The organism is Paenibacillus sp. NPDC056722 (assembly GCF_042790635.1).
GTDB classification, from domain to species: Bacteria; Bacillota; Bacilli; order Paenibacillales; family Paenibacillaceae; genus Paenibacillus_AQ; species Paenibacillus_AQ agri.
The window spans coordinates 764,126-779,533 of record NZ_JBHTYV010000002.1; the positions used below are offsets into that span (position 1 = coordinate 764,126).

Here is a 15,408-nt window from a genome sequence, read left to right on the forward strand (position 1 = left end):
TTTTAATATCTCACGCAGTTCTTATCTCTATTCCTGTTTGCCGCCTCTTCTGAATCTTCTGCTGAGTACATAGCCGAGAATAATCAGAGATCCACCAACCAGGTAGATCGGAAGCGGGCTGTCTTCGCCAGTCTTCGGCAATACGCTAGGCTTTCCATCTTTGCCTTTACTATTACCATTACCATCTGGCTCTCCTGTTACCGTACCCTTTGGTACTTCTTCAACATCAATTTCGATGACGATCTCTTCTTCATTTCCGTCTTTATCGGTCACGATGATCGTGAATTTGTCTTTTCCGATAAAGCCTGGATCCGGTGTATAAACCCACTTGCCGTTTGGCTTCAGGGTAACCTTACCATGTGCCGGTTTATCACCTACACTTGGCACACCTCCAAGCGGAATTTCGCCTTCAATCGGCACTTCTTCAGTCGTTGTCTCTTGCTTCACAGGCGGTGTTACCTGCGGGACTGGTGTTGCCGGAGTTGTCGGTTGAGCAGGTGTTGTTGTTGGTCCTGCACTTGGTACAACTGTCGGCGTTGCCGGTGGTGTTGCCGATGGTGTCGCCGGTGGTGTTGCCGATGGTGTCGCCGATGGTGTTACTGAAGCACCCGGTGACGGCCATGGCGTTGGTGTAACAATGACTCCTGGTACAGGAGTAGGCGTTGCTACCGGCTCAAATGTCGATGTCGGCGGCGAGGTCGGTACTGGTGTTGCTGTCGGCGCGGCCGAAGGTGTAGCCGTTGGTTCTTCAGTCGGCGGCGCTACCGTTGGCGACGCGCTAGTCTCAGGCGTAGCCGAAGCTGTTGGCGTCGGTGTTGCTACCGGCGTTGGTGTTGGTGTTGGTGTTGCTACCGGTGTTGGCGTCGGTGTTGGTGTTGCTACCGGCGTTGGCGTCGGTGTTGGTGTTGCTACCGGCGTTGGCGTCGGTGTTGGTGTTGCTACCGGTGTTGGCGTCGGTGTCGGTGTTGCTACCGGTGTTGGCGTCGGTGTCGGTGTTGCTACCGGCGTTGGCGTCGGTGTTGGTGTTGCTACCGGCGTTGGCGTCGGTGTCGGTGTTGCTACCGGTGTTGGCGTCGGTGTCGGTGTTGCTACCGGCGTTGGCGTCGGTGTTGGTGCTACCGTCGGCGTTGGTGTTGGTGTTACCGTCGGTGTCGGTGTTGGTGCTACCGTCGGCGTTGGTGTTGGTGCTACCGTCGGCGTTGGTGTTGGTGCTACCGTTGGCGTCGGTGTTGGTGCTACCGTCGGCGTCGGTGTTGGTGCTACCGTCGGTGTCGGTGTTGGTGCTACCGTCGGCGTCGGTGTTGGTGCTACCGTCGGCGTCGGTGTTGGTTCCACCGTTGGCGTCGGTGTTGGTTCCACTGTCGGTGTCGGTGTTACTACCGGCGTTGGTGACGGTGTTGCTGTGGGCGTTGGTGTCGCCGTCGGTATCAGCTTATTAGATACCTGTTTCTTTAATTCTTGTGATGGATCAATGGTTACATTGATGCGAGAAGTATCCAGCACGTAACCTGTAGGCGCCTTTATTTCTTTAAGCGTGTACTCTCCGCCCTTTAATTTAGTGAAAACAATCTCACCATCACTATTGGTAGTATCTCTACCAACTAATTGATCATTTGAATCGTACAACTCAAATTCCGCGCCTTCCAGTTTTATAGACGTGTCTTCATCTGCTACTTTTATAATTCTTAATGACCCATTGAAATCATTTTTAAGAGTTAATGCAATAGCAGTTGAAGAGTTGATCGTCACTGGATGCTCTGTTGGATCCAAGGCGTATCCCGCTGGGGCTTTTGTTTCTTTTAACACATATTTCCCTGCTCTGAGATCCTTGAATTCCAGGATACCATTTGAATCCGTCTTTTCTTCTTTCTTCTCTGTCTGCTGAGTACCAGCCAGACGGAACAGCGCAAATTCCGCATCCTTCAGCTTCTCAGTATCGTCAGCATTGGTTTTTGTGACTACGAGAGAGCCCCTAACCCCGCTTCCCGATCCGGAAGTATCGATAATACGAATATCATTTTTGCTCGTAAACGGTTTTTTAATTTCATTTTTTCCTTCAGCACTGAAATCTACTTGATTGTTAACTATGACGTTATTTCCGACTGCTGTTACGATAGAATTATACTCCAGGATATAGGCCTCTTTGATCGGGTTCTTTAACTCGAGCGTAAAAGTCTCTCCAGTTTGATCTGAACTGATTTCCAACGTATAGTCCACATCGCGAGTTAATTTATCATTAGTCTTTGTTACAGTACCGTTCTTAGATACTGTAGTCTTGAAGAGCTTGAAGCTATCCGGGAGCAGAATCTGATTCGGAGTAGGGGTATCAACGATTTTAACCTTATTGATATCGGACTGGTTAGCATTAATCGTGATGCTCCAATTCATTTGAGTCTGGTCATTGGTATCCTGAGTACCAGTTTTGCTGATATATTCGCCACCCTTTGGAACATCAAGCTTTTTCTCTAGTGGCTTGGATACATCATTACCCTCTTTATCCTTGAGAGTTGCAATATTTTTTACCTCGGATTGATTGATATCCTCATTCACAAATTCCGTATCAAAAACAACGTAAAAAGCGTAGTCAACTGCATTGTTGAATTTTACTCTTAATATTGCAGGAGCATCAGGATCATCAGGATCATCTGATACAACCGACTGAGCATATTCACTGGCATCAATTAGATCCTCATTTTTCGGATTGCTTGGATTCCCATTAGCACCATAGCTCAACTTGTATACTTTTAAGCTATTGTCAACATACTTCTGACCGTCAGGAATGGGGTCTTCGAGTACTGCACCAGCGGCAAGATTTCTCTTGTTATAATTCGCACCGACGGTCCAGGTAATCTTCTTGGTGGTCGCGTCATAATCTCCGTTTTTAAACCCATTGTTCTTCACTTCATTACGCGGAGAAAATTTATCCCATACATCCCCCTTTTTTTGCTCTTTTCCATCTGTATCTTTCCACACAAGATTAGCCACATTGTAAAATTCAGTTTCTCCGGCTCTCAGCTTGTAAGAATCAAAAGAAGTAGTGTAAGTAATTGTGATCGGCTCAGTGATCGGATTATTAAATTCGATTTTGAATCCATCTTTTTCCTTATAATCTGAGTTGCCAACAGGAGTAATACTGTAACCCGTACCTTCTACTCCTTGGCTTGGCGAAATCTGTAGATCTCCAAGGTATTTCAAGCCCCCGCGATCAAAAACATCGGTCAGAACCACTTCATTCATGGTTCTTTTATCTTCATTGATTTTGATCGTCCATTTCACAGTCTTGGCATCATAGTCTACGTCTCCACGTTTCTTGGAGAGAACACGCTGGCCAATGCCTTTTTGGTCGCCTGCAGAATTATTATCACCATAGGTAACATCGTTATGAATGGTTTCATCATTAATTACCCGATCCGCTACTTTGGTTTTGTACACGATACGATAAGCCGAGTTGATGTCATTACTGAATTCAAGTTTGAACCCGTTCTTATTGTTTTTGTCTGTCAGGTCAGATAATGTGTAGTCCGTACCCGAGACCAATTCACCATCATCGGTGCCCTTTCCATCCTGATCCAGCTTTACTTTATAGACATGGAAAGAATCTTTATCAAGCACCTGTGACTTGTTGAAATAGTCATTCAATACAGCATCATCTTTTAGAATCGTTTTTTCATTGTAATTAAAACGAATTTCCCATGGGATGGTTTCTGTAACAGGATCATAGTTGCCAGTAGCACTCTTCTCCAATGTTTTTCCACGGTCTACTGGAACTACGTCAGAAGAATCTTTAGATACTCCATCGCCTGTCAATTTAGCTGTATTACGGTAAGATAATCCTGCTGAATCCGTAATTTTGGTAGAAAACTTAATGCGGTAAGCTTCTTTGATCGGATTGGCAGCAAACTTCAGGTTCAATTTCGATGCATCACTGCCGGTCGTATCAAATTCTCCTGCATTAAGGGCTCCATTTTCAGTTGCTTCCCCTTTGACATTAACATCCAACTTATAAACAGAAATGGAGTTAAGATCAAGCTCCAGCCCCTGCTCCAGAATATCCGTTACAATTGCATTATGAATTTCATCTAGTGACGTATTGACGTCAACCGACCACTCAATGCGTTCCGGATTATACTTTTGCGGTTTGGGCGTTCCTTCCTTTTTAATACTAGTGCCGCCCTTTGGCTTAAGGTGAAGGACAAATGAGTTATTAGCATCTCCAGCAATTGGGAAAGGAATCACCTGCTGCGTAGATCCGCTAATTCGGGTAGAACTCAAGATTGATTCAATGTTAAATGTTCCTTTAACATCAAAGAGACCTTCAATATTTTTATTAAAGGTAAGAACTACTTTATTATCAGGGCCTACATTATAGGTCCCGATGCCATCTGGAAACTCATCGTACACTAAGGTCCCACTATAGCCCCGATCGATTAGAAATACATTTGGGAGTGTAAATGTATAAGTCGATCCTTCACCATACTTGCTTGCCCCATCCGGTCCAGCCGGTAATTCGTAAGTCAAGTTTAGCTTCGTTGTTGAGTCCAGCTTATACACATTATCTGTCACAACCTGGCCATTTTCATAGACTGCCAAAGTCACATTGGTGATAATGTTTTCGCTGATTTCATTGGACGGGTCTGCACTCGCACGTGCGCTAAATCCAAAAGAATTAAAAAACTGTGTAAAAAGAAGAAGAAGTGTCAACCAAATTCCTGCATTCTTTCTTTTCATGAACTAGATAGCCTCCCTTTCTCGTAGTGTCATCTCCCAAATACGATCTGCACCTTCTTAACGCTGCTCCTATCCAACTCGCTGATTCCATCTCCCCCCAAACAAATTTGAATTATTGTAGGTTTTTAAGCTTTTGACAGTCTACATTTCACTTTAATTCAGCCAGCTAAACATTTTCTGAACAAAACGTCCCAAGCCCAAATCCTCATGTTACGCAACAAAAAAAGCCGTCCTGACCATAGACAAATGTCTATAGCCAAAACGGCTTTCATCAAACAATCCAATGCATGCACATTGTATTCAATTTACAGAGTAGCGTGATCACGCTGCGTATAGGTTTTACGCTTCTCGATCAGCTTGTTAAGCGCATCCAGATAAGCCCGGGCGCTGGCTTCCAGAATATCGGTGCTGAGACCTCTACCCTGTGCTGCAACTATGCCCTGTGTCAATACCACATGAACCTCACCCTGCGCATCTTTACCCCGGCTGACGGATTTAATGGAATAATCACTCAAGGTGACTTCCTCGCCTGTAGCCGAATCAATGGCATTGTAGATAGCATCTACCGAACCGTTTCCTTCAGCAGAAGCAGTAATCGGCTGCTCCTCAGGACCGTTGATAACGACCTTGGCTGTTGGTGTGGCTTCATTACCATAAGTGACATAAATCGTCTGCAGACGGAACACTTCAGGAGTCTTGACAAGCTTCTCTTCAATCAGTGCCAAAATGTCCTCGTCGGACACTTCCTTCTTCTTATCCGCAAGATCCTTGAACTTAGCAAATGCAGTGTTCAAATCTTCATCCGGCAGATCATAGCCAAGATCACTCAGCTTATCACGGAAGGCATGACGGCCGGAGTGCTTGCCGAGCACAAGCTTGCTTTCCTTCAAACCGATGGTCTCCGGAGTCATGATCTCGTAAGTCGTCTTCTCCTTCAGCATACCATCCTGATGAATGCCCGATTCATGGGCGAATGCATTCGCACCTACAATCGCTTTGTTCCCTGGAACGACCATACCGGTCAATTTGCTAACCAAACGACTGGTACGGGATATCTCCGATAGTACAAGGGAAGTCTTCGCTCCGAAGAATTCGCTCCGCGTCTCCAGAGCAAGCGCCACCTCTTCGATAGCAGTATTCCCGGCGCGTTCGCCGATACCGTTGATCGTACCCTCAATCTGGTCTGCACCATTCTGGATCGCCGCAAGGGTATTCGCCGTAGCCATGCCAAGGTCGTTATGGCAATGCGCGCTGAGCTGCACCCGCTCGATGTCAGGCACATTTTCTTTCAGATACTTGAAGATCGCTCCGTATTCCGAAGGGTTCAAATAACCCACCGTATCCGGGATGTTGACCACATTCGCTCCTTCACGGACGGCCATGCCAACCACTTCTGCCAGAAAATCATATTCAGTACGGCCAGCATCCTCAAGAGAGAACTCCAGCTTGGAAAAATGTTTCTTAGCATAACGGATCGCTGACTGGGCTGTTTCCAGCACCTGAGCCTTATCCATCCGCAGCTTATGCTTCCGGTGAATGGGCGAAGTTGCGAGGAAAATGTGAATGCAAGGATCTTGTGCGCCTTGCAAAGCCTCTTTAACTGCATCAATATCCGCTTCTCTTGAACGGGACAACCCGATTACCGTCGCATTCTTGACAGCTCTGGCTACCGCGTTGACTGCCGCCAGATCACCCGGCGAGGCAGCTGGAAATCCCGCTTCCATGCGGTCAATCCCAAGCTTTTCAAGCTGATGGGCGATTTCCACTTTTTCAAGCGTGTTCAGGTTCACACCCGGCGACTGCTCTCCATCGCGCAGTGTCGTATCGAACACATAAATTTTCCGCATGCGGAGCACCTCCTGAAAATTGGGCTAAAACCCTCAAATGCGGCTCGTTGGTGAACGGCCGCATCTGGGGATTACCATATAGATTTCAATGTTACCTTATTTATATGTGCTTATTTCTTGATCCAGTGCATCATTTCACGCAATTGACCGCCAACTACTTCTACCGGGTGAGCAGCTTCGTTGCGGCGAGTTGCTGTCAAGAAAGCATTACCGGATTGGTTCTCCAAGATAAAGTCGCGAGCAAATTTACCTTGTTGGATATCGGTAAGTACAGCCTTCATTGCTTTCTTAGTGTCTTCAGTAACAATACGAGGACCAGTTACATAGTCACCGTATTCAGCTGTGTTACTGATGGAATCGCGCATGCTAGCCAATCCGCCTTCATATACAAGGTCAACGATCAGCTTCAACTCGTGCAAGCACTCGAAGTAAGCCATCTCAGGAGCATAACCTGCTTCAGTCAATGTTTCGAAACCTGCTTTGATCAGTGCGGATACACCACCGCAAAGGACAGCTTGCTCACCGAACAAGTCAGTTTCGGTTTCTTCACGGAAGGAAGTTTGGATTACTCCGGCACGAGTACAACCGATACCTTTCGCATAAGCCAGACCGATTTCTTTTGCTTGTCCAGTTGCATCTTGCTCAATTGCGATCAGTCCAGGAACTCCGAAGCCTTCTACATATGTGCGGCGAACCATGTGTCCAGGGGATTTCGGTGCCACGAGCAGCACGTCAGCATCCTTAGGTGCTACGATTTGGCCAAAATGTACGTTAAAGCCGTGGGAGAACATCAGCGCTGCGCCTTTTTTGAGGTTAGGCTCGATGTCATTCTTATATACGGACGCCTGTGTTTCATCCGGCATCAGAATTTGCACTACATCAGCACGGGATACTGCTTCTGCTACGGACAATACTTCAAAGCCGTCATTTTTAGCTGTGTTGAAGGATTTGCCTTCACGCAGGCCGATGACAACCTGAAGACCACTATCACGAAGGTTTTGTGCTTGGGCATGCCCTTGGCTACCATAACCGATTACCGCAATTGTCTTCCCTTTTAATACGCTAAGTTCTGCATCCTGTTCATAGTACGTTGTCACTGCCATTGTCAATATCCTCCTTTAAATTGGACCCATCGTAAAGAGCGGGTGCTTCAAGAGCATCTGGCTGAAGGAATCCTTAAGCTGCTCCTCAAGCCCCCGCTCTTTAGCGGGCATGTCATTTTTTCATAATCTCGTTATACCGTTATATCACATCTCGTTAAAGCAACCAAGCAGTAATTCGCTAAAGCCGTAAAATACAACCTTTAGGCGTTGCCGCGAACCATGGCTGTAACCCCTGTACGCGACAGTTCTTTAATGCCGTAAGGCTTGAGCAGCTCAATCATGGCATCGATTTTATCGGTGTCTCCAACGACCTGTACAAGTAGACTAGTGCTACCGATATCAATAACAGCAGCCCGGAAAGTCTCCACCACGCCCATGATTTCCGGACGCTCCGACGGCTCTGCCTTCACCTTAATCAAGGCAAGCTCTCTCGCCACCATTGGTTTGGAGCTGAGGTCCACAACCTTGATGACATCGATCAGCTTGTAAAGCTGCTTCTCGATCTGTTCCAGGGTGCTGGCGTCACCCCAGGTAACGATAACCATCCGGGAAAGTCCTTCTTCTTCAGACTGCCCCACAGTAATACTCTCAATATTATAGCCCCGGCGTCCGAACAAACCGGATACCCGCTGCAGCACACCTGGCTGGTCATTCACAAGCACAGCAATCGTATGTTTCATCACAGTTATTCATCCCCCATCAGCATTTGATCGATGGTTGAGCCTTGGGTAACCATTGGATAGACATTCTCGTCCTTAGGAACAACGAATTCTACCAATACTGGACCCGGTGTTTCCATCGCTTCCTGCCATGCCGCTCTTGCTTCTTCTTTGTTGGTGGCTCTAAGACCTTTTACACCATACGCTTCAGCCAGCTTGACGAAGTTCGGGCTGCCTGCCAGATCTGTATAGCTGTAACGCTTCTCATAGATGAGGTTCTGCCATTGACGAACCATGCCGAGCACTTCATTATTGATTACTACAATTTTGACCGGTATATTGTGAATGGCGCAAATCGCAAGTTCCTGAGAACACATTTGCATGCCGCCGTCTCCGTTAATGGATACTACTAACCGTTCCGGGTGCGCCATTTGCGCGCCGATTGCGGATGGGAATCCAAAGCCCATCGTTCCAAGACCGCCAGAGGTGATCCATGAACGTGGATGATTGAACTTGTAGTACTGTGCCGCCCACATTTGGTGTTGACCAACGTCTGTCGTTACAATCGCTTCACCTTTAGTGGTGTCATTGATCATCTCGATAACCCATTGCGGCTTCAATTCTGTCTCAGAATCGTTGTAGCGAAGCGGTTTATCCTGCTTCCACTGCGCGATCTGTGTTCTCCAGGCGTCCGCGTTAGCTGCGCGTCCTACTTCTGGATTCAGCATTTCCAGAACAGTCTTCACATCACCTACAATCGGAATGTCAGGCGTTACGTTCTTGCCGATCTCAGCCGGGTCAATGTCAATGTGTACAATTTTAGCTTTTGGCGCAAAGCCGTCCAGCTTCCCTGTTACACGGTCGTCGAACCGGGCACCGATATTAATGAGCAGATCACATTGCTGAATGGCGTTGTTGGCAGTATAGGTGCCGTGCATTCCCGGCATTCCCATCCACAGGTCTTCGCCGCTTGGGAAACAGCCCAGGCCTAGCAATGTCGTCGTGATTGGAATTTCAGTACGTTTGACAAATTCCAGCATCTCTTCATGTGCTCCGGAGTAGATAACTCCGCCGCCTGCAATGATAATCGGGCGCTCAGCTTCCGAGATAGCTTTCACGAGCTTGTCAAGCTGCAGCTTGTTGGGTACAGTTCGCGGGTTGTATCCACGAAGGTTAACACCTTGCACCGGAGTGAACAGCGTTTTCGCTGCCGATACATCCTTCGGAATGTCGATAAGGACAGGACCTTTGCGACCTGTGTTTGCAACATGGAACGCTTCGTGAATCACACGTGGCAGATCCTCAACATCGCGTACCAGATAGCTGTGCTTCGTAATTGGCATCGTAATACCGGTAATGTCTGCCTCCTGGAACGCATCTGTACCAATTAGGCTAGAGAATACGTTACCCGTAATAACAACCAATGGTACAGAATCCATGAACGCGGTCGCGATACCTGTTACCAGGTTAGTTGCCCCTGGTCCCGAGGTCGCGATACAAACGCCGGGCTTGCCGCTTGCTCTAGCGTAGCCGTCTGCTGCGTGGATGGCACCTTGCTCATGACGAGTAAGAATATGATTGAAATCTTTAAAGCCGTGCAGTGCGTCGTAGATGTACAGTACTGCACCACCCGGATATCCAAATACGGTATCTACGCCCTCGAGTACAAGACTGCGGAGTAGAATCTCCGATCCGGTAATGACCTCCGGCTGTTTCCATTTCTCACGTAACTCATCTGTCGATCGCAGTTTCGGTATTTGCGCGCTCATCAGTCTTCCTCCTTCGATGTTTAACGTTCAGTATTCAAAATGACGGACCGTCAATTTAACAACAACTTTAGTTAGGGGCGGCTTTCCTTAACAACAAAAAAACCTTTCGCCTCCCACACGCAAATTAAGCGTGTGAGGGACGAAAGGTTGATCTTCCGTGGTACCACCCATGTTTGCATTCATCTCGCGATGAAATGCCTTATCAGGTATACAAAAATCCATCGATGTAGGCAGGGCCCAATCTTTGTAACCTGAAGTCCCTAACGCGGACTAAACGATTCCCCCTAATAATTCCACCGCTCTTACTGATGGACCTTTCAGGAAAACAGCTCCGAGGTGAGCTCGTATATAAGGGATTTCGGTGGAGGTTGCAGCAAATCCTCACACTCTCTGAGCAAAAGAGCCCTTAAAACTTCGTCCTCATCATTGCCGATACATGTATGCTCGTTAAAATGTTTAGACACATTATATGATTCCTCACACGGATTAGTCAATACCCATATTTTTAAAAAAGTTTTTCCTCCCCTGCGCCCTTACGGAACGCTTCCCCCTCCTGCTGTCATATGATGTACGACAATGCGTGGAAAGGGGGCGCCATATGATCCGTTACCGCAGACCGAAACAGGACGATGCCGTCATCCTCGATCTGATCGAGAAACAGCTCGTCCCATTATCCCATCTGCCGAAAAAAGTGATTTCCCAGGTACGAAAAGATTTGCCCCGCCGGATGGGGCACGGTGTGACGCTTGTTGCCTGTACCGATTACGAAAGTGATCCGCTGGGATTTGTCCACTTTATGCTGCACGGGGATCTGCTATATATCGACATGCTGGCCATCACACCCGCCGCTCGGCGCAAACGCTGGGGGAATCTGCTCATGGATCGGGCAGAGCGATTTGCACTATCACGCGGGTGCCAGCGGGCCAAGTTATCGGTCGATTCCGGGAATACAGCTGGCCTTACCTTTTATCGTAAGCTAGGCTACACGACGACCCGTTATCATAGACAGAGCTGCATCTACGAGATGGAAAAACAATTACTCTGAGACCCATGAGGCTATAAGACTTTAGTAAAATCCATAAGGATAAGGGGATCCACCATACCCATATCCAGGGCCGTAACCGCCATAGCCATATCCGCCGCCATAAGGCGCACCACCGTATCCTCCATAGGCGTATGGAGCCGTCCCTACAGCCAGCAAATCAAACAGTACCAGTGGAATCAGTGCCTTTGTTTGTACTTTTTTGCCACTGGAACGCTGCAAGATCAAACGATTTCCAGAAATGCGGACCAATTTGCCCGATACCTTCGTTCCATCTTTTTTCACTGCTACGATATGTTTACCAACCAGCTTCATGACTTGCTTTTTGGTAACCGCCTGTGCCATAATACCCCTCCTCAAAAGTTGTACGAAGTCTATCCGTGCATCGAATGGTCTTCGCAATCATATTGACTCTGCTCTCAGCCTTTTACTTGCATCTTCAAAACAATGTATTCACTGGATAAGATGCCTGCCTGTTCATCCGCCTGTTCTGCTGAGTTTACTTTGGATGAAAGTCTAAAATGGGAATAAAAAAAGCCGCATCCCCGGCAATACCGGAAATGCGGCTTGAACTGTATTACTCTAACACTGCTGCTCTAACCTAACGTTTACTTGGATCGTACGCTTGTCCCAGCGCTTTGGGAGCAGACGAACGTCCTACAGTACTTACAAGCACGATAATTGTCAGCACATAAGGAATCATATAGATAAATTCCTGAGGAATGTTCTTGGACCATTCGAACAATTGTACGTAGTTGCGGATCGCTTGGGAGAAGCCGAAGAATACGGCCGCACCAAAGGCACCCAGCGGGTTCCACTTTCCGAAGATCATCGCTGCAATAGCGATGAAGCCTTGACCTGAAATCGTATTATGGGCAAAGGTTCCCGTTGTGGTCAATGTAATTGTTGCACCGCCAATACCAGCGAGCATACCACTCATCATTACGCCAATATACCGCATTCTGTTTACATTGACACCCAGCGTGTCCGCAGCACTCGGATGCTCACCCACAGCTCGCAAACGAAGACCAAACGGCGTCTTGAAGAGCACCAGATATACAATGATCACCAGGACAATGGCCAGATAAGTCGTCGGATAGGAATTGAAGATCCCTTCTCCGATAATTGGAATTTTGGACAGACCTGGAATAGCAAACTTGCTGAATCCATCCAGCAATGGAGTCTCCCCTGAGCCTTCAAACAACAGCTTTACCATGTAAAGCGTACTGCCTGCTGCCAAGAAGTTGATCACCGTACCACTGATAGTCTGATCTGCTTTGAACGTAATGGAGGCAACAGCATGAATTAAGGAACCGATAATCCCCACTGCCATTGCAGACAGCACCCCTACCCAAGGTGCTAAATCACCCATGCCAGCTTCTTGGGCATAATATCCCCCTACAGCAGCGGCAAACGCACCAAACATCATCAAACCTTCAAGCCCAATGTTAACTACACCGGAGCGTTCCGAGAAGATGCCGCCGAGGGAGGCGAAAATGAGCGCTGTGGAAAATACAAGCGTCGTATTGAGCAATTGGCCTAATAGCGTCAGCACATCCATCTATAACACCTTCTCTTTCTTGCGCTTGAAGTAAAATGGTTTGAGTACCCAGCGCACAATACCTTGTGCAGCAATGAAGAAAATAATCGAACCGATAACGATACGGATCAGCTCAGGCGGCACGTCCGCACCAAAACTCATACCCGCAGCACCGTAGGTTAGCGTACCATACAATATTGCTGCCAAAATGACACCAAACGGATGGGTCAAACCAAGCAGTGCTACCGCGATACCATCGAAGCCATAGCCCGGCGAACCTGCAAAGACGGATTGGTAATGGAATACACCAAGGACTTCACCTGCTCCGGCTAAGCCCGCGAATACCCCACTAATAAACATCGCTTTAATGACATTCCGGCCGACATTCATCCCGGCATACTCTGCAGCATTTGGATTGAGACCCACCGCACGCATTTCGTATCCTTGTTTTGTTTTCCACAGATAAACATAGAAGAAGACGGCCGCTGCTAACGCAATGGCTGTTCCCCAGTGGAGACGGGCATTGTCGAAGAAAGAATTAAGGAAGGTCATAGAGAGCGAAGCGGGAATATCTTCCGAACGGTTCTGACCCGGAATTAGCAAGAAGGTTCTAACAATATAATTCGCAAAGAACAATGCGATCCAGTTCAACATAATGGTGGTAATAACTTCGTTAATCCCACGCTTGGCCTTAAGGTAACCGGCAATCCCGGCCCATATACCGCCGCAAAGTCCGGCAGCAATCACCGCCAGTGGAACAAGCAGGAAGGATGGCAGAGCAGCCAGCTTAATGCCGACTACCGATGCAGCTGTCATCCCAATCAGAACTTGTCCATCCGCACCAATATTGAACATCCCTGAACGGAATGCAAAGGCTACTGCAAGTCCGGTCAGCATAAGCGGCGTCATCTCACGGATGGCTTCCCCGATGTCATATGTGCTGCCGAATACGCGTTTAAACAGCGCAGAGTATGCTGCAATCGGATCATATCCGCCAGCTAGCATGACAATAGCGCCAACTAGAAATCCAAGAACAATCGCGACAAGAGGAATAATGTAGCTGTCTGTCGCAAAGATTTTTCTAAGCTTATTCAACCGTCTTCCCTCCCCGCTTCAAGCTGCCCGCCATCATCAGACCCAGTTCCTGGTCGTTTGTATCCTGCGGGTACACTTCGCCGACAATCTGTCCTTCATAAATAACGGCGATTCTGTCGGAAACGTTCATAATTTCGTCCAGCTCAAAGGAAATGAGTAGAACGGCTTTGCCTTGATCACGCTGAGCAATAAGCTGCTTTTGCACAAATTCAATCGCACCCACATCAAGACCACGGGTTGGCTGAGCCGCGATGAGTAATGTCGGATTTTTATCTATTTCCCGCGCAATAATCGCTTTTTGCTGATTACCCCCGGACAAAGAACGCGCCTTAGTCTCCAAAGACGGCGTCCGCACGTCGAATTGCTGGATAAGCTCTCCTGCATGCTTGTTAATAATGTCATAATTCAAAAATCCATTTTGGTTATATGGCTTCTGATAGTAGGTCTCCAGCACCATATTCTCACTCATTGAGAAATCAAGGACAAGGCCGTGTTTATGGCGGTCTTCTGGTATATGGGAGATATTCTTCTCGGTAACTTTACGCGGGGAGAGGTTCGCGATCTCCTGGCCTTCCATAGTAATGGAACCGGAATCAATCTTGCGCAGACCGGTAATCGCCTGAATCAACTCACTCTGTCCATTGCCATCGACACCGGCAATCCCCAGAATCTCGCCTGCTTTAACTTCAAAGGTAAGTCCATTCAATACAGGCACGCCATCTTTATTCTTGCTGTTGACATCATTCAGCTTCAGCACGGCTGTACCAATTTCCGGAGGCTTCTTGTCCACTTTAAAGGTTACCCCGCGTCCGACCATTTTCTCGGCCAGTTCATTGGGATTAGTCTCAGAAGTCTTGACGGTATCAATAACTTTTCCGCGACGAATAATGGTAACCCGATCGGAGATCTGCATGATTTCCTTAAGCTTGTGAGTAATCAAAATAATGGATTTACCCTCAGCAACGAGTCGTTTCATGATAGCCATTAACTCTGTAATCTCCTGCGGCGTAAGCACAGCAGTTGGCTCGTCAAATATGAGAATATCCGCTCCACGGTACAGGGTCTTCATGATTTCAACCCGTTGCTGCATGCCTACAGAAATATCATGGATTTTGGCATTTGGATTGACTTGAAGTCCATACTGCTCAGACAGTTTCCGAACCTGCTCCGCAGCGGATTTATAGTCGATTTTAAGACCTTTTTTCGGTTCCATGCCAAGAACAATGTTCTCGGTAACCGTAAAAGGATCTACTAGCTTGAAATGCTGGTGAACCATACCGATACCGAGCTCAATGGCTTTATTCGGACTATCGATCATCACCGGTTTCCCGTCAATCTCAATACTGCCTTCATCTGGTTGATACAGCCCAAATACGATGTTCATCAAAGTGGACTTTCCTGCCCCGTTCTCACCGAGCAATGCGTGGATTTCCCCTTTTTCAAGCGTCAGGCTGATGGAATCGTTGGCGACAATACCAGGAAAACGTTTTGTGATTTGCTTCAACTCTACGACTGGAGCCGCAGCACTCATGGAATCACCCTCATCACAGAATATAATACAGCGGAGTAAGAAACTCTCTTAGAAATCGTTTTACCGCCCTATCGAGGACGGCATCACTGGTTAC

10 protein-coding genes are annotated in these 15,408 nt (G+C 47.6%); 1 reads left to right on the forward strand and 9 read right to left on the reverse strand.

All coding sequences use genetic code 11. The annotated features are described in order from the left end of the window. Positions 1-27: 27 nt before the first annotated feature. From ACFRAM_RS07750 to ilvB, 5 genes are all read right to left on the reverse strand, one after another. Entirely contained in the window at positions 28-4,728 is a 4,701-nt protein-coding gene (locus ACFRAM_RS07750) for a collagen binding domain-containing protein (protein WP_379465362.1), read from the reverse strand. Between the two features lie 305 nt (positions 4,729-5,033). Further along, positions 5,034-6,575: a 2-isopropylmalate synthase gene (locus ACFRAM_RS07755; protein WP_379465363.1), complete on the reverse strand. Its 1,542-nt coding sequence runs from the start codon at positions 6,573-6,575 to the stop codon at positions 5,034-5,036. A 110-nt stretch (positions 6,576-6,685) separates the two neighbouring features. Then, a complete protein-coding gene (ilvC, locus tag ACFRAM_RS07760; protein WP_066373257.1) occupies positions 6,686-7,678 on the reverse strand; it encodes a ketol-acid reductoisomerase in 993 nt (330 codons plus the stop codon). A gap of 200 nt (positions 7,679-7,878) precedes the next feature. Then, positions 7,879-8,358, reverse strand: a complete 480-nt coding sequence (gene ilvN, locus ACFRAM_RS07765; protein WP_379465540.1) for an acetolactate synthase small subunit — start codon at positions 8,356-8,358, stop codon at positions 7,879-7,881. Positions 8,359-8,363: 5 nt separating this feature from the next. Then, positions 8,364-10,106, reverse strand: coding sequence for a biosynthetic-type acetolactate synthase large subunit (gene ilvB / locus ACFRAM_RS07770; protein ID WP_379465364.1), 1,743 nt, complete (start codon positions 10,104-10,106; stop codon positions 8,364-8,366). Positions 10,107-10,704: 598 nt separating this feature from the next. Between ilvB and ACFRAM_RS07775 the strand changes: the two genes are divergently transcribed. Next, positions 10,705-11,151 (forward strand): GNAT family N-acetyltransferase, encoded by a 447-nt coding sequence (locus ACFRAM_RS07775; protein WP_379465366.1) that lies wholly within the window; start codon positions 10,705-10,707, stop codon positions 11,149-11,151. Positions 11,152-11,172: 21 nt separating this feature from the next. Here ACFRAM_RS07775 and ACFRAM_RS07780 read toward each other — a convergent pair whose 3' ends face one another. The 4 genes from ACFRAM_RS07780 to ACFRAM_RS07795 form a co-directional block, all read right to left on the reverse strand. Further along, a complete protein-coding gene (locus ACFRAM_RS07780; protein ID WP_379465368.1) occupies positions 11,173-11,493 on the reverse strand; it encodes a hypothetical protein in 321 nt (106 codons plus the stop codon). A gap of 256 nt (positions 11,494-11,749) precedes the next feature. After that, positions 11,750-12,709 (reverse strand): ABC transporter permease, encoded by a 960-nt coding sequence (locus tag ACFRAM_RS07785; RefSeq protein ID WP_379465370.1) that lies wholly within the window; start codon positions 12,707-12,709, stop codon positions 11,750-11,752. Next, positions 12,710-13,783 (reverse strand): ABC transporter permease, encoded by a 1,074-nt coding sequence (locus ACFRAM_RS07790; protein WP_379465372.1) that lies wholly within the window; start codon positions 13,781-13,783, stop codon positions 12,710-12,712. After that, positions 13,776-15,314, reverse strand: coding sequence for an ABC transporter ATP-binding protein (locus tag ACFRAM_RS07795; protein ID WP_175370007.1), 1,539 nt, complete (start codon positions 15,312-15,314; stop codon positions 13,776-13,778). Before ACFRAM_RS07795 ends, ACFRAM_RS07790 begins: the two co-directional genes overlap by 8 nt. Positions 15,315-15,408: the final 94 nt, after the last annotated feature.